The organism is Sporosarcina sp. GTC18466, from assembly GCF_055389225.1.
This window is the reverse complement of the sequence record NZ_AP044037.1, coordinates 1,548,457-1,573,870: the sequence shown is the minus strand read 5'-3', so window position 1 is coordinate 1,573,870 and position 25,414 is coordinate 1,548,457. Positions and strand designations below refer to the sequence as shown.

Here is a 25,414-nt window from a genome sequence, read left to right as displayed (position 1 = left end):
CACCCGGGAAAACGAAGTAACATAGACAATGCAACCCTTCATATTCGTCACTCGGCAGAGCATGCAGGGGTTTCCCTGACATCATTTTGCACTATAGCCGCCCACTGCTGCAATGCCTGGAGAATTAGCGCCCATCCTTTGGGGCATTCTTGGCACTGTAGAAAGCCGATTAAACCACTCTATAAAATCTCTATTACACTACCAAAATTTGCGCCTTTATCCGCCGGGCTGCACACCCGAAAACCTACCCAGAATATGTATACGTACCCCGCGAGCACCCAGTAACTGGCATCCGCGACTCCCACATCGAACCAATGGCGAATGTTCCGCCAATCTGTCAATCCTCTTTATTTCCGGGGATGAGAGCGCTTGCATGAAAAGTATGTCGATTATTTGACAAAGGGGCGAGTTTGTGAAGAATTTCACGGGAATCAATTGACATCAAAATGCCCCTATTGTATGCTAACAAAGGGTAAGAATGATAGGGATTCATACATAATTTGTCCAAGGACAAGCCGTCCGCTCGCGGATGGGGTTCCGTCATCCTTGCGCTATTCGCCTGATCCGTCAGTTTTCGCTTTTTCGCGGTTGCTTGTTAAGCAACGCGACCTGGTGATTCGTGATGGAGGTTCATTTCATATTGTTACAGGTTCCGTCCTTTTCACGGAGTCAAGTCATTCATGCAAGTGACCCGCGTTTCGCGTCCGTTCATCCAAAGGCGCAAGCGAATATGCATCCAAACTACAAAACCAGGAGAATCACCCGTCATGCAAACACTGCGAGAAATCTTCAAAAGGCAAAAGAAGGCTCTCTTTTTTTTGCTCGCTTTGTTTATCATAGGATGGGCTTTCACTGTATATAAAGATATTTTTGCAGGATTGATCCTAGGTTCAGCATTTGGATTGTATAATTTTTGGATTCTTGTCCGTAGAATGGAAAGATTCGATCGGACACTTACGGAAGGAACGGGAAGGAAGTCGCTTGGAACACCTTTGCGGTTTGCGTCTGGACTGGCTGTGGCGGCGATTGCGCTGTCGATGCCGGAGACATTCAACCTGTACGCCGCGGTGATCGGCCTTATGCTGCCGTACGCCTGGCTGTTGATTGACAGAATCGTATTTCACGCAAAGAACCCGTAATCTCATTGAAAAAAGGGAGGTGAACGAAACTTGGAACACGAAAATCCGTATTTTGAGTTATTCGGAATAGGATTCAACCCTGCCAATATCATGATGCTGTTCATCACATGTCTCATCGTATTCCTTATCGCATTTTTCTCTACCCGCAATTTGAAAGTCAAACCGACGGGCATGCAGAATTTCATGGAATGGGTGATGGATTTCGTCAAAGGGATCATCAAGAATAATATGGACTGGAAAACAGGCGGACGGTTCCATGTACTTGGCATTACGCTGATCATGTTCGTGTTCGTAGCCAACATGCTTGGTCTTCCATTCTCGATCTCATGGGAGCACAAACTGTGGTGGAAATCGCCGACAGCCGATCCGGTCATCACAATGACGCTTGCGTCGATGGTCGTTATCTTGACGCACTTCTATGGTGTGAAGTTGCTCGGTGCCAAAGGATATTTCAAGACATATCTCCAGCCGATGCCATTCCTTGCGCCTCTTAAGGTCATCGAGGAATTTGCGAATACGCTGACACTCGGTCTTCGTCTTTACGGTAACATCTTCGCAGGGGAGATCCTCATCGGACTTCTCGCGACACTTGGGGCAGGAAGCGCTCTCGGCTTTGCCGGCGCAATCATTCCAGCACTCGCTTGGCAAGGGTTTTCGATCTTCATCGGAGCGATCCAAGCATTCATTTTCGTTATGTTAACGATGGTCTACATGGCTCACAAAGTCGAAACGGACCATTAAACATATATAGCCCGCTTGCCGGGACAAAAAACATACAATTCATTTCTTAGGAGGAAATTACACAATGATAGGTTCAGTTGGTCTACTCGCAGCAGCTCTTGCAGTCGGTCTAGGTGCACTAGGCGCAGGTATCGGTAACGGTTTGATCGTTTCTAAGACAGTCGAAGGTATTGCACGTCAGCCAGAAGCACGCGGTATGCTTCAAACAACAATGTTCATCGGGGTAGCACTAGTTGAGGCCCTTCCGATCATCGCGACAGTTATCGCGTTCATCGTCATGAACCGATAAGATAGTCTATACCAACATGGCGAAGTACGCTAATTTGTCCTTCGCCATTCGTTTTATGCAATAAAAGCAGTATTGACACCGAAAATAAGAATCCACGTTCTTTCTATAACGTACGAATCGAAAATGATTTGATCTCTTGAAGGGAGTGAAACAATCGTGTTTGGAGATACCCTCGTCCTACTTACGGCAAACGCCGATGCTGGATTTTTGGCAGCCTTGAACGACAAGCTCAACCTTGGCGACATCATCGTCACCGTCGTATTCTTCTCGATTCTGATGATCCTCTTGAAGAAATTCGCATGGGGCCCCCTCATGGGAGTGATGGACCAGCGTGCCGAATTGATCGCAAGTGAAATCGAAGCGGCGGAAAAGAGCCGCATGGACTCGCAGAAACTTCTTGAAGAACAGCGCGCCCTTTTGAAGGAAGCGCAAAGCAACGCGCAAGCGATTGTTGATAATGCAAAGAAGCAAGGCACGACGCAGCGTGAAGAATTGATCGCAGCGGCCCGGGCCGAAGTGAATCGCATGAAGGAATCGGCTGCTCTTGAAATCGCCACTGAGCGTGAAAAGGCAGTTGCGGCAGTCCGCGAAGAATTCGTTTCCCTCTCAATCCTTGCAGCATCCAAAGTTCTCGGCAAAGAGATTTCCGAGGAAGAGAACCGTGCTTTGATTGAAGAAACGATTGTGAAGGCAGGCGAAGGCCGATGAGCCAATCGGTTGTAGCGGAGCGCTATGCATCGGCCCTGTTCGACCTTGCGCAAGAGCACGGAATCGCTTCACAGATCCAGGAAGAACTTTTGGAACTGAAAAAAGCGTTTCGTGAAAACAAAGGCCTTGGCGAGCTGCTCGTGTCGCCGGACCTTTCATCGGCAAAGAAGAGAGAGTTGCTGAAGACAGTGCTATCGGGCGTCAATCCGATGATCCTGAACACGCTGTTCGTCATGCTGGACGCGAAGCGTATGGATGAAGTCCAGAACGTCTTCGAAGAGTTCCATCAGCTTGCGAATGACGCGGCAGGCATCGCGGAAGCGAAAGTCTACTCGACCCGCCCGCTGACGGATGTGGAGACGAATTCCATTTCGTCGACATTCGGACGCAAAGTCGGCAAGCAATCACTACGAATTGAAAATATTATCGATCCAAGCCTGATCGGCGGCATCCGCCTGCAGATCGGCAATCAAATCTACGACAGCAGCCTCAGCCACAAGCTTGAGAAATTGCAGCGTACATTGATCGGATCCTAACCTAATCTGAAATTGAGGGGTGACATACATGGGCATCAAAGCTGAAGAGATCAGCACGCTGATAAAACAACAGATTGCGAATTACCAATCTGAGATGGAAGTAAGCGAAGTCGGTACGGTAATCCGCGTCGGTGACGGTATCGCGCTTGCTCATGGCCTCGACAATGTCATGGCCGGAGAGCTTCTTGAGTTCTCGAACGGTGTCATGGGTATGGCGCAGAACCTGGAAGCGAACAACGTCGGTATCGTTATCCTGGGGCCATTCGCAGACATCAAAGAAGGCGATGAAGTACGTCGTACAGGCCGTATCATGGAAGTACCTGTCGGTGAAGAACTAATCGGACGCGTTGTGAACCCGCTCGGTATGCCAGTCGATGGACTTGGCCCGATCAACACAAGCAAAACACGTCCAATCGAAAGCCCTGCACAAGGCGTCATGGCCCGTAAATCGGTACATGAACCGCTTCAAACAGGCATCAAGGCGATCGATGCACTTGTGCCGATCGGCCGCGGACAGCGTGAATTGATCATCGGTGACCGCCAGACAGGTAAGACGACTGTCGCGATCGATACGATCTTGAACCAGGCTGACCAGAACATGATCTGTGTGTACGTCGCAATCGGACAGAAAGAATCGACAGTCCGCGGCGTTGTTGAGACGCTCCGTAAGAACGGCGCACTCGATTACACGATCGTCGTAACAGCATCGGCTTCCCAGCCGGCTCCGCTTCTTTACTTGGCACCATACACAGGCGTTACAATGGCTGAGGAATTCATGTTCCAAGGCAAGCACGTCCTTGTCGTATATGATGACCTTTCGAAACAAGCGGCTGCGTACCGTGAGCTTTCCTTGCTCCTTCGCCGTCCTCCAGGCCGTGAAGCATATCCTGGTGATGTCTTCTACTTGCACTCGCGCCTTCTTGAGCGTGCAGCGAAGTTGAACGATTCTCTTGGCGCTGGTTCGATCACAGCTCTTCCATTTGTTGAGACGCAGGCTGGAGACATCTCCGCTTACATCCCGACAAACGTAATTTCCATCACTGACGGACAGATCTTCCTTCAGTCGGACCTCTTCTTCTCGGGCGTGCGCCCTGCGATCAACGCAGGACTTTCCGTATCCCGTGTAGGTGGTTCCGCACAGATCAAAGCGATGAAAAAGGTTGCGGGTACACTCCGTCTTGACCTTGCCGCGTATCGTGAACTTGAGGCGTTCTCCGCGTTCGGTTCCGACCTTGACGCAGCGACAAAGGCGAAGCTCGACCGTGGTGCGCGCACAGTTGAAGTACTGAAACAGGACCTCAACAAGCCGCTTAAAGTCGAATACCAAGTCGTCATCCTTTATGCGCTTACTCGCGGACTTCTTGATGATGTCGCAGTTCAAGACATCCTCCGCTTCGAAAGCGAAATCAACAACTGGCTCGAATCGAACCACACTGAAGTGCTGGATCATATCCGTACGACGAAAGACCTTCCGTCTGACGATGTCATGAAGGAAGCGATCAACGCATTCAAAAAGACATTTGTTCCGTCTGAGGCATAAGAAAACGATCCAACAAACATAAGGTGGTGAATTGCCAGTGGTATCATTGCGCGATGTCCAAAATCGAATTAATTCGACGAAGAAGACAAGTCAGATCACGAAAGCGATGCAGATGGTGTCCGCTTCCAAGCTGAACCGCGCGGAGCTGAATGCGAAAGCGTTCGTTCCGTATATGGAGAAGATGCAGGAAGTTGTCGGCGCGATCGCGGGAGGGGCAGGCGATGCCAACCACCCGATGCTCGTCAGCCGTCCGGTGAAGAAGACGGGTTATATCGTCGTCACCAGTGACCGCGGACTCGTCGGCGGCTACAACGCGAATATCCTTCGTGCGGTGCGCCGTGCGATCGAATCCCGCCACGCTTCGAAAAACGATGTGGAAATCATCGCGATCGGACGAAAAGGCTACGAGTTCTTCCAACGTTCCGGCTTCCATGTCGCGGACAGCCTGCTCGGCGTATCCGACCACCCTTCTTTCGATGAGATAAAAGAGACCGCGTCAAAAGCTGTTGGCATGTTCACGGAAGGCATCTACGATGAAGTGTACTTGTACTACAACCACTTCATCTCCGCCATTTCCAGCGAAGTGACGGAACGGAAACTCCTTCCGATCACAGACCTTTCACCTACCGGAGCGATGGCATCGTATGAATTCGAGCCTTCCGCAGAAGCGATTCTCGAAACGTTGCTCCCGCAATACGCGGAGAGCCTCATCTACGGTGCTGTCCTGGATGGGAAAGCGAGCGAACATGCTTCCAGTATGACAGCGATGAAGACAGCTACAGACAACGCCGGCGAATTGATTGATTCGTTGACGCTTGTATTCAACCGCGCACGGCAAGCCGCGATCACGCAAGAGATCACGGAGATTGTCGGCGGTGTTGCCGCACTCGAATAACGGGGCGGTTTGTACGGGAATAGTACGACAGGAGGGAAAAGCATGAATAAAGGACAAGTCCTTCAGGTTATGGGTCCGGTCGTTGACGTCAAGTTCGAAGACGGTCATCTCCCTGCCATCTATAACTCATTGAAGGTTCAAATTAACCGTCCGAACGCTGAATCGGAAACGTTGACGCTTGAAGTCGCACTCCACCTTGGAGACGACTCCGTCCGCACGATCGCGATGTCCTCGACAGACGGACTTCAGCGTGGTTCCGAAGTGACGGACATGGGCGCAGCGATTTCCGTTCCAGTCGGAAACGTGACGCTTGGCCGGGTATTCAACGTACTCGGAGATATCATCGATCTTGGTGAGGAGATCCCAGCAGGCGAACGCCGCGACCCGATCCACCGCCAAGCTCCGAAGTTTGAACAACTTTCGACAACAGTTGAAATCCTTGAAACAGGAATCAAAGTCGTTGATTTGCTCGCTCCTTACATCAAGGGCGGTAAAATCGGCCTCTTCGGCGGTGCCGGTGTAGGTAAGACGGTTCTGATCCAGGAATTGATCAACAACATCGCGCAGGAACACGGCGGTATCTCCGTATTCGCAGGTGTTGGTGAGCGTACTCGTGAAGGAAACGACTTGTACCATGAAATGACAGACTCCGGCGTTATCAAGAAAACGGCGATGGTCTTCGGTCAGATGAACGAGCCGCCTGGCGCACGTATGCGTGTTGCACTTACAGGTCTTACAATGGCTGAATACTTCCGTGATGAGCAAGGCGCGGACGTTCTTCTCTTCATCGACAACATCTTCCGTTTCACGCAAGCCGGTTCTGAAGTATCCGCCCTTCTTGGACGTATGCCTTCAGCGGTTGGTTACCAGCCGACACTTGCAACGGAGATGGGTCAGCTGCAAGAGCGGATCACATCGACAAACGTCGGTTCCGTAACATCGATCCAAGCGATCTATGTTCCAGCCGATGACTATACAGACCCGGCTCCGGCTACGACGTTCGCTCACCTTGACGCGACGACGAACCTTGAGCGTAAACTTTCCGAGATGGGTATCTATCCTGCGGTTGACCCGCTTGCATCGTCTTCCCGTGCACTTAGCCCTGACATCGTAGGCGAAGAGCACTATGAAGTTGCTCGTCAAGTACAGTCGACATTGCAGCGCTACCGTGAGCTTCAAGATATCATCGCGATCCTCGGTATGGACGAATTGAGCGAAGAAGACAAAATGGTCGTTGGACGCGCACGCCGCATCCAGTTCTTCCTGTCCCAAAACTTCCACGTTGCGGAGCAGTTCACAGGCCAGCAAGGTTCATATGTACCAGTCGCTGAAACGGTCAAAGGCTTCAAGGAAATTCTTGAAGGCCGCTACGACCACCTTCCGGAAGATGCATTCCGCCTTGTCGGTCGCATCGAAGAAGTCATCGAAAAAGCGAAAAGCATGGGCGTAGAGGTCTAATAAATAGGGTTCAGGAGGGGAAACCATGAGTACCATCAAAGTGAATATCGTCACTCCCGACGGCCCTGTCAGCGAAACCGAAGCGAATATGGTCATCGCCGCCACTGAAAGCGGCGAGATCGGGATCCTTCCCGGCCATATCTCGATGGTCGCGCCTCTCGAAATCGGCACTCTTCGCCTCAAAACAGGCAATGCGACCGAAACGATTGCGGTCCACGGCGGCTTCATCGAAGTCCGTCCGGATGTGATCACCGTCCTCGCACAGCTCGCTGAAAAGGCGGAGAATATCGATGTTGCCCGGGCACAGCGGGCGCAAAAACGCGCGGAAGCTGAACTGAAGGCGAAGAAAGACAGTCTGGAAGCCAAGCAGGTTGAGCTTAGCCTCAGACGGGCCCTCAACCGGATCAAGGCATCCCAGTATAAATAAGTAAAATGCATATCCAGTCTCGCCTAACAGCTTTTCTGGTAGCAGGAAGTCAAGTCGGCAACCGCGCGGCATACACAGTTCCGTGCGGTTCACAAGCAGGCCCTTTTCATGAGCTTGCGGACTGGCGGGCAGAGGAGCTTCTCTTCTGCCCGTCTTTTGCCTTTTATTGCCGGGAAACAGGACGCCGGCCTTATGGAAATGAATGCAGTAAGGAGTGTATAATGATGAGCAATGTCTTAGCTTACAATCCGCTGCTTGCGATCTGTTCCCACGTGTTTTTCATCGGACTCACCTTCTATGCACTGCAGGCGATCATGCCCGAAAAAATGATCCGCAAGAACCAAGTGTTCCGTGCGCAGCTTCTGTTCATTTTATTGAGTTTTGCGATCGGTTCGGCAGTATCAAATTTCTTTTTGGACATATCCTATTGGTCAGGAAGGGTTCCTTATATATTTGGCGGATGATTCACGTGCATACTTTCACGGGAAACGGGTATAGAGAGCGAGTGAGCATTTATTCATGTCGTCGCCGCGCAGGCGCATGCCGTTTTCGGGGCGATGGCATGAAAAAAGAAATAGGTTTAATTTAGCAGGAACTGAGGAAATTACATACTATCGCTGGCATTCGCCTAAACGGCAATGACACAATTCGCCAAATGGGTACATATTATAGACTATCTTGCAGATAGACGGGAAATAGCTCTGCGGTTACTTGTTTAAAAGCGCTGGGCACTGTAGAATAGTATGTGTTTTTATGCTTATTTCATGTGAAATCAAATGGGAAATGAAACTGATAAATGTAAAATGGCTATGGAGTATACCATTGGAGTCGGAGGGGCTTTTTGTGGACAAAATTATTATTAACGGTGGACGTGTTCTGAAAGGTACTGTGCGCGTAGAAGGGGCTAAAAATGCGGTCCTGCCAATTTTGGCCGCTGCCTTGCTTGCATCCGATCGACCGAACATCATACGTGAAGTACCGAATCTCTCGGATGTCAGGACGATCAATGAAGTCGTCAGAAGCCTGAATGCCGCAGTCGAGTACGATGCGGAAGCAGGCGAAGTGATCATCGATTCGACGAAGCAGCTTTCAAGCGAAGCACATTTTGAGTATGTACGGAAAATGAGGGCTTCCATCCTCGTCATGGGACCGCTTCTTGCACGCAACGGATTCGCACGCGTCGCGATGCCGGGCGGATGCGCCATCGGTTCCCGGCCGATCGACCAGCACCTGAAAGGGTTTGAAGCGATGGGTGCTGAAATCACATTCGGCAACGGACATGTGGAAGCGAAAGCGACACACGGCCTGCGCGGCGCGAAGATCTACTTGGACTTCCCAAGTGTCGGCGCAACGGAAAATATCATGACGGCCGCGGCGCTTGCCAAAGGCACGACAATTATCGAAAACGCGGCGAAAGAGCCGGAAATTGTCGACCTCGCCAACTTCATCAATGAAATGGGCGGCAGAGTCGTCGGTGCCGGAACAGACATCATCCGCATCGAAGGGGTTCCTAAACTATACGGGACGACCCACCACATTATTCCGGATCGCATTGAAACCGGAACATTCATGGTCGCAGCTGCCATCACGGGCGGCGATATCATCATCGAGAACGGCGTGCCGGAGCATAACGCGGCATTGATCTCGAAACTTGGCGAAATGGGCGTCGACATCATCGAACTGGAAGAAGGCATGCGCATCACGGCGAAATATCCGCTTCGCGCAGTCGACCTGAAGACGATGCCGCATCCAGGATTCCCGACTGACATGCAGTCGCAGATGATGGCACTCATGCTGACAGCAACCGGAACCGGCGTCTTGACAGAAACGGTCTTCGAAAACCGCTTCATGCACGTCGAAGAATTCCGCCGCATGAACGCCAATGTCAAAATCGAAGGACGGTCCGTCATCATCTCAGGACCATCCCGGCTGCAAGGCGCTGAAGTCGCAGCAACCGACCTTCGCGCAGCCGCCGCGCTGATCCTCGCCGGCCTGCATGCAGAAGGCATCACACGCGTCACAGAACTCGACCACCTCGACCGGGGCTACGTCGACTTCCACAAGAAGCTGAAAGCACTCGGCGCAGACATCGAACGCGTCTCGGAAACGGAGAAATCCACCGAAAAAGAATCGCAGCTCGTTTAAGTTACACTATACGCACTTATATGCAGAGACCACATTCGTTGGAATGTGGTCTTTTTGTTTGTCGGGTGTTCTTTCGGAAGCAATAAAGCGGAAAAGTAAGCAACGAGGTCGCGGTAGGAAGCAATGTGGCGGTAAAAGTGAGCAACAGCATGCGTAAAGTAAGCAATTGGGCGTCGGAAATAAGCAATGATGATCGTGACGTAAGCAATCATAGGTCTGCCAGCGCTGGCGTGCTCTGGTGGCGTTGTCGTGCGGCGCGGGAAGCAATAAAGCGGAAAAGTAAGCAACGAGGTGTCGATAGGAAGCAATGTTGCCGTGAAAGCGAGCAATGGCATGGGTGAAGTAAGCAATGATGGTCGTAAAATAAGCAATCATCGGCTGGCAGGCTCTGGTGGCGATGTTGTGCGGCGTGGGAAGCAATAAAGCGGGAAAGTAAGCAACGCTGGGTCGGTAGGAAGCAATCATAGGCCTGTCAGCGCTGGCAGGCTCTGGTGGCGATGTTGTGCGACGTGGTGCAATAAAGCGGAAAAGTAAGCAACGAGGTGTCGGTAGGAAGCAAGGAAGCTGCGAAAGCGAGCAATGGCATGGGTGAAGTAAGCAATCGGGCGGCGGAAATAAGCAATGATGATCGTGAAGTAAGCAATACTACATTTTCCATCATTAGCTTTTTAATTGCCAAGTGCATACTGCGCGTAGATGAGATGGCGGATGTATATCGTGAATTCCCGCGGATATGGCAAGTATCCGCCTGATCAGCCCGTCCCGACGACAATCGTAATAAACCTCGCCTTTCATTCCAGAAACAACGTTCATACACACGCCTCCACTCGCATACGATTTACCATGGACAAACTACTAACCGCGTTACTGATCATCCTTTTATTTTTCATTCCAATCCTACTGAGACCTGCACTATCGAGCGAAAAACCACCGAGCGTTGCTAGCGACGAGGCATGCGATGTGTTCATTACGGTGGAGGGGGTGGACGAGCCTCTGCCCCTTGAGGAGTATGTGCTGGGCGTTGTGGCGGGGGAGATGCCGGCGACGTTCCATGAGGAGGCGCTTAAGGCGCAGGCGATTGCTGCCCGCACGTATGCACTCCGGTCAACGGACAACGGAAAGAGGCCAATTGGAGCGACTGTTTCCGCCCAGGTGTATAAAACGAAGGCGGAACGGAAAGAACGATGGGGAAAGGAGTTTAAGCAGAACGAGCTGAAACTTCGGAGCGCCGTTCAGGGGACGAAGGGGAAAGTGATTGAGTATGAGGGCGATATGATCACTGCGATGTTCTTTTCCACGTCGAATGGCAAGACAGAGGCGGCGCAGAATTACAGCGGCAATCCGATTCCTTATTTGCAGATTGTCGAGAGTCCGGGTGAGGCGGATGTCGCGGCGGAGGTCGAGCGCAAGCAGACGATGACGCTGACGGAGTGGAACCGGAAGATTGGCACGGAGCCGTGGAATGCGGACCGGTTCAGTAATCTGCAGCTCGTCCGGAACCAGTCGGGGCGGGTGCAGCGTATCGTGTCGGGCAGCTTTGAAATGACAGGCCGCGAGGTGAGGGAAGCGCTCGGATTGCCATCGACCGATTTTAATATTGCCTATGATATTACAAATCAAATCGTCCACGTCACGACGAACGGCTACGGGCATGGCGTCGGCATGAGCCAGTACGGCGCCGAGGCGTTCGCGCAGAAAGGATGGGCAGCCGAAACGATCCTCGGCCATTATTATACGGACACCGAGATTAAAAATTTTCAAATTGATGAAAAGGAATGTTTAAAAGCACCTCCACTTGCAAAGAATAGCAATTGAGGTGATGACCATGCGAGAAGAAAAAACGAAACTCCCTTCTCAAAACAAGAAAAGTCCAAAGAAGAATAGTTGGTTCTGGGCAGCCATCTACTCCGGAATTGCAGTCGTGTTTGTCGGGATGGTTTGGGGCTACAATGTAATTACGAAGGACAAGGCCGCTGAAACCGCAGATGTCGAAGGCTCGGAGAATGACACAATCATCGAAGTGAACGCACCTAAAGAAGTCTTAAAATACCCATTCAGTGAGGAACAGTTCGACAACGTAGCCATCTTGCAGGAATTCTATGATGCATCCGCGGATGCGGAATCACGGGAAAGTGCCCTCCTCGTTTTTAATCAGACCTATGTGACGAACGAAGGTGTATCCATCTCCATCAACGACCAGCCGTTCGAAGTGCTGGCAGCGATGAGCGGAACGGTGGAAAAAGTGATTGTGGATCAATTCATGGGAGGCGAAGTGACCATCGCGCATGCTGACGGCATGAAGACCGTTTACGGGTCACTCACAGGCATCCTCGTCAACGAAGGCGATGAAGTGCTTCAAGGCGCCGTGCTCGGTACAGCAACAAGCAACGAGTGGAACGCGCAGGCAGGGACACACTTGCATTTTGAAGTTCTGCAGGACGGCGTGACAGTCAACCCACGCACTTTCTTGGCATTCTAAAATAGTTCGCAAGCCGCTCTCCCAAAGGGCGGTTTTTTTGCGTGCCGCATAAACCGGGAAAGGCCCGCATATAACAGTACAAACCCACTGATTCATTTCTGGAAAGCTGGTGAAAATAGCGGGAGCGATTTTGATTGAAATCAAAGATGAATGTTCGGCAGGATAGAAGCAATGAAGGCGCAGAAGGAAGCAATCATGTCGCCGAGAGAAGCAATCGGCATGATCAACGAAGCAACCAGCCGTCAATATGAAGCAATCACCAGGCGAAACGAAGCAGCCGGCCTGCCAAATGAAGCAATGCCTCTCCACGGGCTGGAAAGAAGCAATGAGGGCGCAGAAGGAAGCAATGATGTCGCCGAAAGAAGCAATCGGCCTGATCAACGAAGCAACCAGCCGTCATTATGAAGCAATCACCTGGCGAAACGAAGCAACCGGCCTGCCAAACGAAGCAATGCCTTTTCGCTGGGCTGGAAAGAAGCAATGACGGCGCAAAAGGAAGCAATCATGTCGCCGAAAGAGGCAATCGGCTTGTGCAACTTAGCAACAAGCCGTCAATATGAAGCAATCACCGGGCGAAACGAAGCAACCGGCCTGCCAAATGAAGCAATGCCTCTCCGCAGGGCAGGAAGAAGCAATGAGGGCACAGAAGGAAGCAATCATGTTGCCGAAAGAGGCAACTGGCTTGAACAACGAAGCAACTAGCCGTCAATATGAAGCAATCATCGGGAGAAACCAAGCAACTGGCCTGCCAAACGAAGCAATGCTTCTCCGCGGGCTGGAAAGAAGCAATGAGGGCGCAGAAGGAAGCAATGATGTCGCCATAAGAAGCAACCGGTCTCACCAACGAAGCAACCAGCCATCAATATGAAGCAATCACCAGGCGTAACGAAGCAACCAGCCCGCAACACAAAGCAACCAGCCCGCAACACAAAGCAACCGGCATGACGAAAAAAGCAACCATCCCACCATCGCCGCAGAAGTGACCATCCTCCATCCGGACTAACACCAGTTCATATAAGCAGAGGCAGCAGCATATGCTATAGGAAGAAGTGGAGCTGACAGGAAAGGAAGAGGGCGTGCACGAGCAAATTCGGAGGCGATGCGTGCGCCTCGGCAAAATGCTGCTGGACACTGGACTTACCGTACGGGCACTGGCGAAAGCGACCGGCTATTCCAAGAGCACTGTCCATAAAGACTTGACGGAACGGCTGCCGAATGTGGATGTGGAACTTTCAGAAGAAGTCGCCAGGATCCTTGCGTACCATAAGTCTGTCAGGCATTTGCGGGGCGGGGAAGCTACACGGATGAAATGGATGAATGAACATAATAAGGCCAGGAATGGCTGAGGGAGAAGACGGGGGTCCCATGTGACGGGGTTCCTAGTCTTTTTCCGCTTGGAATGAAATAGGAGAATGCGTCCATGGAAAACGAGGTTCTCCAGCCGATACATAAAAGGAAGGTGCAGGCGGCCTGGAAATAGGGCCAGGCATGCACATCGAAAGACCCGCCGGAAATCCTGCGAAAGTTCGACAAAAATCCAAATTAACTTGCAAAAGCTGGGCGGATTATATGTTCAATCCAATTTGTCTATGCTACAATTATTAGTTAGAAGAGAACGTTCGGACACGCATGTCCAGGATGATGCCGGAAGGGGTTAAAAGGAAACATGTTCGCTAAAGACATCGGAATCGACCTAGGCACGGCCAATGTGTTGATTCACGTGAAAGGAAAAGGGATTGTGCTGAACGAACCTTCCGTTGTCGCGATCGACAAGCAGTCGAGCCGCGTGCTGGCGGTAGGCGAGGAAGCGAGTAAAATGGTCGGCAGGACGCCGGGCAATATCATTGCCATCCGGCCGATGAAAGACGGCGTCATAGCGGATTTTGATATGACAGAAGCGATGCTGCGGCATTTTATTAATAAATTGAACGTCAAAGGATTCATGTCGAAACCTAGGATCCTCATCTGCTGCCCGACAAACATTACAAGTGTCGAGCAGAAGGCGATCCGGGAGGCGGCGGAGAAATCCGGCGGCAAGAAGGTGTACCTGGAAGAGGAGCCGAAAGTGGCGGCCATCGGTGCGGGGATGGATATTTTCCAGCCGAGCGGTAATATGGTCATCGACATCGGCGGCGGTACGACGGACGTCGCGGTGCTTTCGATGGGCGACATCGTCACGTCCCAGTCGATCAAGGCGGCGGGCGATCTGTTCGACGACGACATCATCCAGTATGTCAAAAAGAAGTACAAGCTGTTAATCGGGGAGCGTACGGCGGAGACGATTAAACTGACGATCGGCACGGTGTTCCCGGGGAGCCGCAAAGAAGAGATGGACATCCGGGGACGCGACATGGTGACGGGCCTGCCGCGCACCATCACCATCCATTCCGAGGAGATCCTTGAGGCACTCAGCGAATCGGTGAGCCTGATCATCCAGGCGGCGAAGAATGTGCTGGAGAAGACTCCGCCAGAATTGTCCGCGGACATTATCGACCGGGGTGTTTTCCTGACGGGCGGAGGGGCGCTTCTTCACGGCATCGACCAGCTGCTCGCGGAGGAATTGAAGGTTCCGGTATTTGTTTCGGACGAGCCGCTCAGCTGCGTGGCGATCGGGACAGGCATCCTGCTTAACAACATCGACAAGACGTTACGCTGACAGGACACGGTTTATCCAATTAAAGGAGGCGGACTTATGTTCCGTGGTTTTTATACAGCCGGCTCCGGCATGATCGCCCAGCAGCGCAGGACGGAAATGCTGGCGAATAATATGGCGAATGCAAATACGCCGGGTTTCAAGGCAGAGCAGTCAACCATCCGGTCTTTTCCGGAAATGTATCTTTCAAGCATCGGAAAAACGGATATCCCTGTGAAAAACCCTCTTCACCTGAAAGGCCTCAAGCCGGTCGGACCGGTGTCGACAGGCGTCTACATGCAGGAGACGCTTCCGCTTTTCGTGCAGGGCCAGCTGCGTGAGACAGGTCTCACGACGGATATGTCACTGGTGGACGGGGCGCTTCCCGCAAATCCTGAGACAGGAAGGGCAGGGACTGTGCTTTTCCGCCTGGAGAATGAAAACGGCCAGGAACTGTATACGCGAAACGGCAATTTGACACTGGATGCGCAAGGATACTTGACGAATCCGGACGGTTATTATGTACTTGATACAGGAGGACAGCGGATCCAGCTGCCGAATGACGACTTCCGTGTGACGCAGGACGGCGGCATCATGGTCGGCGGAGCGCAGGCGGCAAGGCTCGGCATCGCGTATGCAGCGCAGCCAGAGACGCTTATGAAGCAAGGGAACGGCCTGTACCAGGCGGACGGCAATCTGCCAGACGCGCCGAATGCCGGTTATTCATTGCAGCAAGGATATGTGGAAGGCTCGAACGTCGATGCTGGCATGACGATGACGGATATGCTGTCCGCGTACCGGGCGTTTGAAGCGAATCAAAAGATTCTGCAGGCCTATGACCGGAGCATGGAAAAAGCGGTGACGGAAGTCGGACGGGTCAATGGCTGATAGGCTCAGCACGCGAAAGGGGAAGTAACGGGCAATGATACGCACAATGACGACTGCAGTCAACACGATGAACGGGCTGCAGCAGCAGATAGATGTAATTGGAAACAACCTTGCAAACTCGGCGACTAACGGATATAAGGCGAATCAATCGTCGTTCCAGGAAATGCTGTATCAGCAGTTCGACAATGATAAAGCGGACAGCGCAGAACGAATGTCACCGGGCGGCATCCGGTACGGCAACGGAGCTAAAATCGGCACGACGCTCATGAACTGGAAGCAAGGCTCCTTGCAAGTGACGGGCCGGGAACTCGATTTCGCGCTCACAGAGCCGAAGCAGTACTTCAACGTGCTCATGCCGGGAGAGAACGGCGAAATGACAGCGTACACGCGCCAAGGGAACTTCTATGTGTCTCCGGCTGAAGGCGGGCGCCTCATGCTCGTGAACGGCGACGGCTACCCGGTTGCGGACAGCGCAGGAAACGGGATTGTTTTCCGCGAAGGCGTGAAGAATTACTCCGTCCGTCCGGGCGGCGTGCTCGAAGCTTCGTATGAGGACGGAACGGTGATGGCCGTGCAGCTCGGCGTGACGACACTCGAGCGGCCGAACCTCATGAACCGCCTGTCGGACACGGTGTTTGCCCTCCCTGGGAATCTTGCGGATCTCGGAGTCACTGCGGGTGACGTCCTGACGGAAATGAACGGCGCAAACCGCCAGCAGATCGGGCTTAGCAGCCAGCAACTGGAAGCATCAAATGTCAATTACGAGAAAGAAATGACGGATCTTATCAATGTCCAGCGTTCATACCAATTCAACGCACGGACAATCACGCTCGCCGATCAAATGCTCGGCTTGGTCAACAGCATACGATGATCCGGGTTAGGGAGTCCTCGATATGATAGATGAAAAGCATAACGGCATGGAGCGGGAACGTCCGCTGCAATCGAATACATCTGAACTGCCGGCAACGCGCGCGGAGCGGAACCAGCGAAGCCGCAAGCGTGCCGCGGAGCAGCCGGTCTCCCGCGGAAAAGAGACGCGGGAAGAGGCGGCGCCGAAAAGACGGTTCTGGGTGCAAGTGCGCCTCTTGCCGATCTGGCTCCGCATCATCCTCGTCGTGCTGCTCCTAACGGGGGCGGCGGTCACCGGGGCGATGATCGGCTACGGCTACATCGGCGACGGACAACCGGCGGACGTATTGAAAAAAGAGACATGGAGTCACGTCTTTGATATTATGAACGGAATTGAGAAATGAATTACATAAGGAGGGCATGTGCATGCTAGGAGCAGAACAGATCCAACAGATCCTGCCGCATCGATATCCATTTTTGCTCGTCGACCGGATTTTGGAAATGGAAGAAGGAAAGAAAGCGGTCGGGTTGAAAAACGTGACGATCAATGAAGACTTTTTCAACGGCCATTTTCCTGGCTATCCTGTCATGCCCGGCGTTCTGATTGTGGAAGCGCTCGCGCAAGTCGGCGCGGTCGCGCTACTTTCGAAGGAAGAGAACAAGGGAAGGCTTGCTTTCTTCGCAGGCATTGACAATTGCCGGTTCAAGCGCCAAGTTGTGCCGGGCGATACGCTTCGCCTGGAAGTCGAGATCACGCGCCTGCGCGGCACAATCGGCAAAGGCAAGGCGATTGCGACAGTGGACGGCGAAGTTGCATGTGAGACAGAAATCACATTCGCCCTTGGAGCAAAGCAGGAAGAGGAAAACTAAGTTTGCGCCGGTAGCGGAAGTTCGCTACAATGAACATTGCAGTGCCGACGAGGCGCTATTCCAAAAGACAGTTGAATGTCATGAGGAAACGGCCGGATGCGGGTAATCTTCTTGATTCCCATTATGCGCATCGCGCTGTCCTGCTTACAGCCGGCAAGCCGGCACGATGCATCCGGACAGTGGGGCAATCCCTCTTTTCGAGTAGGAGCGCCTGCAATGCACTTAACCGTGGGAGGTAACAAACAGATATGTTCAAAGATCTTTCTCCAAACATAAAAAGCAGCATCACCCGCTCCATCACCCAGACGTTCGAGCAGTATATGGCGTCGATCAGCTGGGATGAAGATGAATACAGCATAGAAGACTACATCAGCTTTTGGCGGGAATACATCACGACGAAAGCGCTGTGGTACTCCAAAATTCCGGACAGCCTGAAAAACGATCCGGCATTCCACGAAGACCTCGCGCAGCGCATCAATGAAGTCATCGGCCGCGTCTTAAGCGAACCGCCGAGCGACGACCAGATCGCAGCCATCCAGACGATGCAGGAAAAACTCGGCACGCACTATGAGTATGATTGCAAAGCGGAAGCGCTATTCGTCGAAAATTTGCTGAAGAACGAGATGGAGTCGCAAGGAAAGTAACCAATCGCATACGGATAGTTCCCTCTTTTTGAGCCACCCTACGGAGTGCCATACGCATTCCGTATGAGAGACGGCTTGTGGAAAGGAGGGAATTTTCATGTTCAAAAAAGCGATTCCACTCGTATTTGCAACAGGGATTGTCCTGGCTGGCTGTGGAAACGGAAACGATGATGCAGTCCCATCGAACGACGAAACGCCAATGGAGAACCGCGACCTGACGCCGCGTGTTGACAACAACAACGGAGCAGGCCCCGATCTGGACGGTGTCAACAACGGAACGAATAACGGAACTGATACCGACAACGGCATCATGAATAATGATACGAATGGCGGTACCATGAATAACGGGACGATGAATGACAACGGAACGGGCACGAACACGATGGGCGGAAATGATTCAGGCACGGGCACCATGGAAGGTACGAACAACGATACCGACATGAAGAGCGGCGGCACAACAACCGTCGAGCCAAACAACACCAATCGCAAGAACAACAACCGCTAACCGCAAGCCGACCCCGGCAGGCCATTCCCTTTTATGGGAGATGGCTTGTTGGGTTTTTTTGATTGTAGTGGCGGCGGGGAGGAAGGAAGCAATAATGCCGTTTACGAAGCAACGCGCGCGGTTTAGAAGCAATAAAGCTCGGCAGGAAGCAACAGCCAGCCGATAGGAAGCAACTGGGCGGTGAAAATAAGCAATAAAGCTCAATACGAAGCAATCAGGCATCTGCCGTGCGAGGCGGGGCGGGAGGAAGCAATACAGCCTGTTTACGAAGCAACCGTGCGAGGTTAGGAAGCAATAAATCTCGGCAGGAAGCAACAGCCAGCCGAAACGAAGCAACCGGGCGGTGAAAGGAAGCAAAAAAGCTCAATACGAAGCAATGGGGCGCCTGCCGTGCGAGGCGGGGCAGGAGGAAGCAATACAGCCTGTTTACGAAGCAACGCTCGCGATTTAGAAGCAATAAATCCCGGCAGGAAGCAACAGCCAGCCGAAATGAAGCAACCGGGCGGTGAAAGGAAGCAAAAAAGCTCAATACGAAGCAATGAGTCTCCTGCCATGCGAGGCGTGGCAGAAAGAAGCAACAGTGAACAGAGCAGTGATTAATTGGTCAAGTGCATGCAGCGCGTCCCAGGCAAGCCTGCCAGCCAGGCGAGTCCCCGCGAACGTCGCCAGCTTACCCACAAAACCGTAGGCAACCATAACAAAAAAAGAGCCCATCGCGGACTCTTTCCTCATTTTGTTTCATGTTCGCGCTTCAGGCGCGGTCTGGCTTGCATGTCGTGTTCGAAACGGGCGAGCAGTTCGGGACCGCCGAGCCCTTCCATGATCAATTCCTCGAGGAGATGCTCCGCGTACTGGGAGCGGGCCCGTTTCAGGCGGCCTTTCAGCAGGACGGAAATATGGTCGCCGATGTCCTGGATCGTGTCGACTGCGACAAGGAAACCGGCGGGCTCGTTCTCCGGGTAGGAGATGACGGCGCGGGCTTCGAGCAGTTCGTCGTTCGCCTTCCACTCTTCGAACAGCTCTTTATGCGCGCGGTCGATGAACATTTCGAGAATCCACATCCGGTGGCTATTTTCCTGATTGATGATGATGCCGTCGACGAGCGGGAAGTCGATGATTTGATTGTCCTGCTGGACGCCGACGGAAATCAATTTAAACGTTTTCAACGCGCCACCCCACTTCTTTTCCTCGATTATAGCACACGTTCCAAACTATTTTCCAAATAGGCGAAGTTCGTATTTTGTAGAAAACGAGAAAATTTACAAAGCGTTGGTCCGCTTGGGATACTGCGTTTATTCAAGAAAATGGAAACGATCAATATCAGGATTTGATCCCGAAAACCATGTCAAATCCGAGACTTGTCGAATTGCTCAGAAAATTAATGTGCCGTATGATGAGGACAATCCACAGGAAAGGGGGGAGGCAGATGAATCAGGTTGCACTCGTCGGACGCATGACGAAGGATCCGGTTTTGCGAAAATTCCCGGATGGCGGGGCGCTGGCGAGTTTCACGGTCGCGGTAAACCGTACGTTCCGCAATCAAAAAGGCGAGTACGAGGCGGATTTCGTTTTTTGCTCGACGCGCGGACGGACCGCGGAAAACACGGCGCAATATTGCCAGAAAGGATCGCTGATCGCCATCACGGGAAGAATCCAGTCACGTTCCTATGAGCGGGAGGATGGAAGCCGCGCGTTCGTGACGGAAGTGTCCGGCGACGAAGTGCGGTTCCTGGAGACGAAGCGACGCGGCGGTTCGGGAGCAAATGAGCCGGACAGGCAAGCGGATCGTGAGCAGGCGTACGTCAGGGAGAATTTCGAGCTCACGGAGAAAGAGAAGGAGGAACTGCCGATTTTCTAACAGCCGCATACATAGGCAGTCGAAAATCGGGCGAAGGAGGGGTCATAGGTCGTCTGGAATGGAAAATGGAATGAATAGTAAGGAGAGGTAGAGGAGGATGCGCAAGGTTGGGGAACCGAACGCGTCCATAAGAAGGAACAGCCGGCATCGAGCCGGCAAAGCATTGATCTGCTTTAATGGGGTTAAAGCGGAAAGCGCTTATTAAAAGCTTGGGGCGGGGGCCGTTCCCGCTCCAAGTTACTCAAAAAAAGGGGGATTTAACATGAAAGACCTTGAAAAGTCCGTCATCCGAATGGAGCTGCAAGTCGAGCAGCTGATCCGCATCATCGCCAATATGAGCGAACGGCTCGAGTACCTGGAAATGCAGGAACGCGGCCGGAAAATCGTCTCCATACATACCCGTAAAATGCACGAACCGATCAGGTGAAATGAAAAGGGGTCCTCAGCCCATGCAGGACCGAGGACCGCAATCATCGTTCGAACGTCAACAGATCATCCAGCTCGCGGTCGGACAGTTCGGTCAACCACTGGCTCGACTGGATGAGGTCGGCGGAGAGGGCCGCCTTTTCCTCCAGCATCCGGTCGATCTTCTCCTCGATCGTGCCGACTGTGACGAACTTATGCACGTGCACGAATTTCGTCTGGCCGATCCGGTAGGCGCGGTCGGTCGCCTGGTTTTCGACCGCCGGATTCCACCACCGGTCCGCGTGCAGCACGTGGTTTGCGTTCGTCAAGTTAAGCCCCGTGCCGCCCGCCTTGAGTGACAGGATGAAGACCGGGAACTCGCCGCGCTGGAAACTGTCGACTAGCGAATCCCGCTGCCCTTTCGGCATGCTTCCGGTCAGGAACGGGACATCGATGTCATGCAGCTCGGACAGGCATTGCCGGATCAATTGGCCCATCCCGATATACTGGGTGAAGATCAGGCATTGCTCGCCGTTTTCCGCAATCTCGGCCGCCATTGAAACGATCCGCTCGAGCTTCACAGAGCGTTCCAGCGCAGTAGATGCCGGTTCATACGGCTCTTTCAGGAATAGCGAAGGGTGGTTGCACAGCTGCTTCAGCTTGCTGAGCATCTTCAAGATCAGCCCTTTGCGCTCAAACGGCGTCAATGTATCCAGCTTGTATTTCGTATCGTCGATGAAGCTTTCGTACAGCGCCGCCTGCTCGGTCGTGAGCGGACAATATTCATTCTGCTCCAGCTTCTTCGGCAAGTTCAATTGGAGCTCCGGATCGTTCTTCGTCCTGCGCAATAAAAACGGACGGATCTTCGAACGCAATTTCCGCTTCTCCCGCTCCGCATCATCCCGCTCAATCGGGATAATATAATCGTCAGTGAACGAACGGAAACTGCCGAAATACCCTTTATGGATAAAATCGAAGATCGCCCACAGCTCGGATAGCCGGTTCTCGATCGGAGTTCCGGTCAAGGCGATATGATGTCCGCCCTTCAGTTTCCGGATGGCGCGCGACTGCTTCGTCTGCATGTTCTTGATGTTTTGCGCTTCGTCGAGCGTGATGCTGCTGAAATCGGTCGCCGCCAGCATATCACCGTCCTGCGTGGCGGTCCCGTATGTCGTCAGGATGACATCGGGCTTCATCTCACCGACGATTTTTCCGAATTCCTCCGGCTCTTTCGTCCGCGTAGGACCGTAATGGATATGAACCGCCAGCGACGGCGCAAACCGCTCGAGTTCCTTCTGCCAGTTGCCGAGGACGCTCGTCGGGCAGATGATGAGGGACGGACTAGCGGCTTCCGTCTCGCCGTGCACACGCAGCAAGTACGCGATCAGCTGGACGGTTTTCCCGAGTCCCATATCATCCGCGAGACAGGCGCCGAACTGATGGTCCCGCATGAAGCAGAGCCAATTGTACCCTTCGATCTGGTATGGCCGCAGTTCTGCTTTAAGGAGAGGCGACACCGGGACATCCGGCAAGCCTTTCTTCGAGAAGACGACGTCGACATATTCGCGCAGCGACTGCTGCATCGTGAAAGCGAATAACGGATCGTCAGGCTCTTCGTCGAGATCTTCTGGGACGATTTCCGCGGGCATCTCCTGGAATAACAAGTCTTTCACGGTCCATTCGCCCGCATCCGCCCGTTCCATTAGCTCCTTGATCCGCTTCAGCCAGGCAGGATCGAGGTGGAACCATTCATTCCCTGACCGGATATACTCCCGGTTTTCGTCAACGAGCCGGCGGAACTCTTCCTCTTCAATGTCCTTGCCCGCGAGCGAGAACGACCAGTTGAAGGAAAGTACTTCATCGAGCCCAGCAGCAGAACGGTAGGATGCAGTTCCGGCATTCGTCCGGACGCGCATTTTCGATTCGGTCACCGACTTCAGCCATGCCGGCAAGATGACCGGATAGCCGAACGCCTGATACAGAGGGAGCGCTTCCTGGATGAAACGCCTAACGTCCGCATCGGTCATCGGCATGCGGAAGAATCCGCCTTCACTGCTCGCGATCCATTCCGGGTCGAGAAATGAAAGGAGTTCCGCCTGCTGGCCTTCAATCGCTTCATGCAGATCCGCCCACTTCGGCGGAAGAGCATCCGCGACAGGCGCTTTGCGTTTTCTGACGCCCGGCGCCCAGTGTGTCCCGCGTTCATTCACCAAAATCGTCTCAAGCAGCCATTCCGTATCCTGGTCGTCCATCGGTTCTGTCAGTCGGAGTGCCGCCTGTACAGGCAGGTTCCCGCTTGGTGACTCAGGCCAGCCAAATTTCTTCAAATGATCTAGCAAGGCTGGCATCTGCTCGGTGGAGATGCCGGTGCCGCGGATCTTATCATAGAATAGCTCTTCAAGAACTTCCGCTGCTTCTGAATCGCCGAAATGGACGGCCTGCCCGTCAAACACGGCCCGTTCCCAAAGCGACGGATCGCTCCACTCGCCGGCCGCCTTGTCCATCGCTTCGATGAAATCCTCTTCATTGCCGGTTTGAGGGATGAAGTCGGCGAACGGATGAAGTTTATCCGAGAATAGATGCATCGCATCCGAAATCGGCATCATCACCTCATAGCCGCTCGTTTCGGCGGTCAGGCCGAACAGGGACCGTTCATCCGAGAAGAACAGATACGAAGCGAGCACATCGGCGGGAATCCGGGTGCCTTCCTTTGTCAAAGCGGATACGGCGTAGATCCCCGGGTTGTCCGTGATGCGGACCGATATGAGCATCTGTTTTTTCAAAGCATCCATAGAGATCATAATCGCAGATTCCCTTTCTCCATCTCTTCATTCAACGCGCGCAGCCGGCGGTATTGTTGCTGCACCGTATCGATATACCGGTTCCAGAAGTCGGTCTGGCCCGCTTTTTTCGCTCCCGTCCGCATGCGCTTGAAAAGCCGGACAGCGCGCCGGTAGCTATCCCGGTTCTTTTCATGGATGAAGCGGATCGCGAAATTATGCAGCAGCGGCATGGCGGCCATTGGTTCTTTCGCGAGGACGGTCTTGAGCATCTCGGTATCGAGCGAATCGTAATGATAGGTGAACCGGTGCATGAGAGCGGCCCATTCAGGGTACCGTTCCCGTCCGATTAGAAACTCGGCATATACTTGGACGCCCGTCTTGCCGTACAGCGCAAACAGGTTCTCCCGTTTGTCATCCGGGAAACCGGCGGCCTCAAGAAGCCCGTCCACTTTCTGAATGAACGAGGAACGGTCACGCAGCGCGGCGCTTTTCTCGTAATAATTGCCGATATGAGGGTATACCGTCTCCATGATAATGCGAAGCGCATCCTTCTGCTCCTGCTGAAGGCAATATTCCGCGAGCGGGATCCATCTGCTGAGATGTTCGCCCCCGCGCTTCTCCGCGATCGACGGAAGCTCTTCGGCGTCCCCGGCCAGAATGTGCAGGGCGAACGCGAAGTAAGGCGCATCCCTATGAGAGCCATCCTCCGCCAGCCGGTCCAGCTCCTGTTCCCTCGCGGCTTTGCCGGGAAAGAATTTCGACCAGAACAGGAGGTAGATGTGCAGGCGCATTTCAAATATGCCGTCCGTCGAGAACACGACAGTACGGACGATCTCTTTCAGCCGCTCATGGAACGCATCAGCTTCGAATAGCTTCGGTTTTGAACCGATCGCGCCCACCAGATCTTTCATCCTCGAAAGTTCCTCATTGAGCCACGTCCGCAATTGCCAATTGTCGTATTGGAAGGAGTCCGCAAAGCTGTCCCGCAGATGCATGCTTGCATACGGCAATGCGGCTTCGAGCAGGACGAGCTGGTAATAGAGCTCGAACAGCGGCTTCCATTCATACTCATGCGGGGAGAGGGGGGCGATCTGCTCGCCGATCCGGTTCTTCTCATGAAGGAACGTGATCACCGGATCGGATTCGCGCAAAGAGCGGAGAGGCCCCGTCACTGTCTTCAGCACATCGAGCCAGGCATCCGGCGTCCTCTCTGATACAGCCAGTGCCAGCTGCCGGGTCTCCGACTGACGCCAGTCATGCAGCCAATCCGACAGTGAATTGAACTGCATATACAGATGGAACACTACGGCAATCATATGCTCGCACATTGCCGGATTGCCGCATGTGCACGTCCCCTGCATCCGGCTGAACGACAGGCGCACAACCTCCTCGGGATGCACCCCGACGATGACCGTCACGCCTTCATCCTCAGGGTTATATGTGTATTTCCGCGCATCCCCGCGCCTCGCCAGCGTGACAGCACGCTGAATAAGCGCAGCATCGCCTGGATCGGATGGACGGAAATGAAGTTTGTAATGATTCATAAGCTTTTCAATTTCATGCTCATGCAAATAGGCAACACGCTCAACAGTCATTTGCAAAAGACCACTCCCTGAATATAGC

General features: G+C 53.0%; 28 protein-coding genes. 25 read left to right on the top strand and 3 right to left on the bottom strand.

Annotated elements, in window-relative coordinates; translation table 11 throughout:
- The first annotated feature begins 767 nt into the window (after nucleotides 1-767).
- From ACZ5FK_RS07555 to ACZ5FK_RS07445, 23 genes are all read left to right on the top strand, one after another.
- Entirely contained in the window at nucleotides 768-1,139 is a 372-nt protein-coding gene (locus tag ACZ5FK_RS07555) for an ATP synthase subunit I (RefSeq protein ID WP_464807282.1), read from the top strand.
- A gap of 30 nt (nucleotides 1,140-1,169) precedes the next feature.
- Nucleotides 1,170-1,880: a F0F1 ATP synthase subunit A gene (gene atpB, locus ACZ5FK_RS07550; protein ID WP_464807281.1), complete on the top strand. Its 711-nt coding sequence runs from the start codon at nucleotides 1,170-1,172 to the stop codon at nucleotides 1,878-1,880.
- Nucleotides 1,881-1,944: 64 nt separating this feature from the next.
- Nucleotides 1,945-2,169: a F0F1 ATP synthase subunit C gene (gene atpE, locus ACZ5FK_RS07545; protein WP_207960194.1), complete on the top strand. Its 225-nt coding sequence runs from the start codon at nucleotides 1,945-1,947 to the stop codon at nucleotides 2,167-2,169.
- A gap of 156 nt (nucleotides 2,170-2,325) precedes the next feature.
- Nucleotides 2,326-2,877, top strand: coding sequence for a F0F1 ATP synthase subunit B (gene atpF, locus ACZ5FK_RS07540; protein WP_464807280.1), 552 nt, complete (start codon nucleotides 2,326-2,328; stop codon nucleotides 2,875-2,877).
- Nucleotides 2,874-3,413 (top strand): F0F1 ATP synthase subunit delta, encoded by a 540-nt coding sequence (locus ACZ5FK_RS07535; RefSeq protein ID WP_464807279.1) that lies wholly within the window; start codon nucleotides 2,874-2,876, stop codon nucleotides 3,411-3,413. Before atpF ends, ACZ5FK_RS07535 begins: the two co-directional genes overlap by 4 nt.
- 28 nt (nucleotides 3,414-3,441) lie before the next feature.
- Nucleotides 3,442-4,953, top strand: coding sequence for a F0F1 ATP synthase subunit alpha (atpA, locus tag ACZ5FK_RS07530; protein WP_464807278.1), 1,512 nt, complete (start codon nucleotides 3,442-3,444; stop codon nucleotides 4,951-4,953).
- 37 nt (nucleotides 4,954-4,990) lie between these two features.
- Nucleotides 4,991-5,848, top strand: a complete 858-nt coding sequence (atpG, locus tag ACZ5FK_RS07525; protein ID WP_464807277.1) for an ATP synthase F1 subunit gamma — start codon at nucleotides 4,991-4,993, stop codon at nucleotides 5,846-5,848.
- A gap of 42 nt (nucleotides 5,849-5,890) precedes the next feature.
- Nucleotides 5,891-7,306 carry a F0F1 ATP synthase subunit beta gene (gene atpD, locus ACZ5FK_RS07520; RefSeq protein WP_464807276.1) on the top strand — a complete coding sequence of 472 codons (1,416 nt, stop codon included), beginning with the start codon at nucleotides 5,891-5,893 and terminating at the stop codon, nucleotides 7,304-7,306.
- Between the two features lie 25 nt (nucleotides 7,307-7,331).
- Nucleotides 7,332-7,733, top strand: coding sequence for a F0F1 ATP synthase subunit epsilon (locus ACZ5FK_RS07515; protein WP_464807275.1), 402 nt, complete (start codon nucleotides 7,332-7,334; stop codon nucleotides 7,731-7,733).
- Between the two features lie 224 nt (nucleotides 7,734-7,957).
- On the top strand, nucleotides 7,958-8,197 hold the full coding sequence (locus ACZ5FK_RS07510) for a DUF1146 family protein (protein WP_464807274.1): 240 nt from the start codon (nucleotides 7,958-7,960) through the stop codon (nucleotides 8,195-8,197).
- Between the two features lie 379 nt (nucleotides 8,198-8,576).
- The gene (murA, locus tag ACZ5FK_RS07505) at nucleotides 8,577-9,878 is read left to right on the top strand and encodes a UDP-N-acetylglucosamine 1-carboxyvinyltransferase (RefSeq protein ID WP_464807273.1); all 1,302 of its coding nucleotides are present in this window, start codon (nucleotides 8,577-8,579) and stop codon (nucleotides 9,876-9,878) included.
- A gap of 960 nt (nucleotides 9,879-10,838) precedes the next feature.
- Nucleotides 10,839-11,693 (top strand): stage II sporulation protein D, encoded by an 855-nt coding sequence (gene spoIID, locus ACZ5FK_RS07500; protein WP_464807272.1) that lies wholly within the window; start codon nucleotides 10,839-10,841, stop codon nucleotides 11,691-11,693.
- Between the two features lie 10 nt (nucleotides 11,694-11,703).
- Nucleotides 11,704-12,357: a peptidoglycan DD-metalloendopeptidase family protein gene (locus ACZ5FK_RS07495; RefSeq protein ID WP_464807271.1), complete on the top strand. Its 654-nt coding sequence runs from the start codon at nucleotides 11,704-11,706 to the stop codon at nucleotides 12,355-12,357.
- Between the two features lie 171 nt (nucleotides 12,358-12,528).
- Entirely contained in the window at nucleotides 12,529-12,762 is a 234-nt protein-coding gene (locus tag ACZ5FK_RS07490; RefSeq protein WP_464807270.1) for a hypothetical protein, read from the top strand.
- A gap of 75 nt (nucleotides 12,763-12,837) precedes the next feature.
- Nucleotides 12,838-13,059, top strand: coding sequence for a hypothetical protein (locus ACZ5FK_RS07485; RefSeq protein ID WP_464807269.1), 222 nt, complete (start codon nucleotides 12,838-12,840; stop codon nucleotides 13,057-13,059).
- 374 nt (nucleotides 13,060-13,433) lie between these two features.
- Nucleotides 13,434-13,703, top strand: a complete 270-nt coding sequence (locus ACZ5FK_RS07480) for a sporulation transcriptional regulator SpoIIID (protein WP_464807268.1) — start codon at nucleotides 13,434-13,436, stop codon at nucleotides 13,701-13,703.
- Nucleotides 13,704-14,023: 320 nt separating this feature from the next.
- Nucleotides 14,024-15,013 (top strand): rod shape-determining protein MreB, encoded by a 990-nt coding sequence (gene mreB, locus ACZ5FK_RS07475; RefSeq protein WP_464807267.1) that lies wholly within the window; start codon nucleotides 14,024-14,026, stop codon nucleotides 15,011-15,013.
- Nucleotides 15,014-15,049: 36 nt separating this feature from the next.
- Nucleotides 15,050-15,877 (top strand): flagellar hook-basal body protein, encoded by an 828-nt coding sequence (locus ACZ5FK_RS07470; RefSeq protein ID WP_464807266.1) that lies wholly within the window; start codon nucleotides 15,050-15,052, stop codon nucleotides 15,875-15,877.
- A 34-nt stretch (nucleotides 15,878-15,911) separates the two neighbouring features.
- Nucleotides 15,912-16,748 carry a flagellar hook-basal body protein gene (locus ACZ5FK_RS07465; protein ID WP_464807265.1) on the top strand — a complete coding sequence of 279 codons (837 nt, stop codon included), beginning with the start codon at nucleotides 15,912-15,914 and terminating at the stop codon, nucleotides 16,746-16,748.
- A gap of 22 nt (nucleotides 16,749-16,770) precedes the next feature.
- Entirely contained in the window at nucleotides 16,771-17,130 is a 360-nt protein-coding gene (locus ACZ5FK_RS07460; protein ID WP_464807264.1) for a DNA-directed RNA polymerase subunit beta, read from the top strand.
- 22 nt (nucleotides 17,131-17,152) lie between these two features.
- Nucleotides 17,153-17,596, top strand: a complete 444-nt coding sequence (gene fabZ, locus ACZ5FK_RS07455) for a 3-hydroxyacyl-ACP dehydratase FabZ (RefSeq protein WP_464807263.1) — start codon at nucleotides 17,153-17,155, stop codon at nucleotides 17,594-17,596.
- Nucleotides 17,597-17,844: 248 nt separating this feature from the next.
- A complete protein-coding gene (locus ACZ5FK_RS07450; protein WP_464807262.1) occupies nucleotides 17,845-18,240 on the top strand; it encodes a hypothetical protein in 396 nt (131 codons plus the stop codon).
- A 97-nt stretch (nucleotides 18,241-18,337) separates the two neighbouring features.
- Nucleotides 18,338-18,745, top strand: a complete 408-nt coding sequence (locus ACZ5FK_RS07445) for a hypothetical protein (protein WP_464807261.1) — start codon at nucleotides 18,338-18,340, stop codon at nucleotides 18,743-18,745.
- A 728-nt stretch (nucleotides 18,746-19,473) separates the two neighbouring features.
- Here the strand turns inward: ACZ5FK_RS07445 and ACZ5FK_RS07440 are convergent.
- Complete coding sequence (locus tag ACZ5FK_RS07440; RefSeq protein WP_464807260.1) at nucleotides 19,474-19,911, bottom strand: YwpF family protein; 438 nt, start codon at nucleotides 19,909-19,911, stop codon at nucleotides 19,474-19,476.
- 260 nt (nucleotides 19,912-20,171) lie between these two features.
- Here ACZ5FK_RS07440 and ACZ5FK_RS07435 point away from each other — a divergent pair, with 260 nt between their 5' ends.
- Nucleotides 20,172-20,603: a single-stranded DNA-binding protein gene (locus tag ACZ5FK_RS07435; RefSeq protein WP_464807259.1), complete on the top strand. Its 432-nt coding sequence runs from the start codon at nucleotides 20,172-20,174 to the stop codon at nucleotides 20,601-20,603.
- Between the two features lie 262 nt (nucleotides 20,604-20,865).
- On the top strand, nucleotides 20,866-21,030 hold the full coding sequence (locus ACZ5FK_RS07430; protein ID WP_464807258.1) for a hypothetical protein: 165 nt from the start codon (nucleotides 20,866-20,868) through the stop codon (nucleotides 21,028-21,030).
- Nucleotides 21,031-21,073: 43 nt separating this feature from the next.
- Here the strand turns inward: ACZ5FK_RS07430 and ACZ5FK_RS07425 are convergent, their stop codons facing one another.
- Together ACZ5FK_RS07425 and ACZ5FK_RS07420 are read right to left on the bottom strand one after the other, a co-directional pair.
- Complete coding sequence (locus ACZ5FK_RS07425; protein WP_464807257.1) at nucleotides 21,074-23,809, bottom strand: DEAD/DEAH box helicase; 2,736 nt, start codon at nucleotides 23,807-23,809, stop codon at nucleotides 21,074-21,076.
- Nucleotides 23,806-25,392: a hypothetical protein gene (locus ACZ5FK_RS07420; protein ID WP_464807256.1), complete on the bottom strand. Its 1,587-nt coding sequence runs from the start codon at nucleotides 25,390-25,392 to the stop codon at nucleotides 23,806-23,808. The genes ACZ5FK_RS07425 and ACZ5FK_RS07420 overlap by 4 nt, the downstream gene beginning before the upstream one ends.
- Nucleotides 25,393-25,414 lie beyond the last annotated feature (22 nt).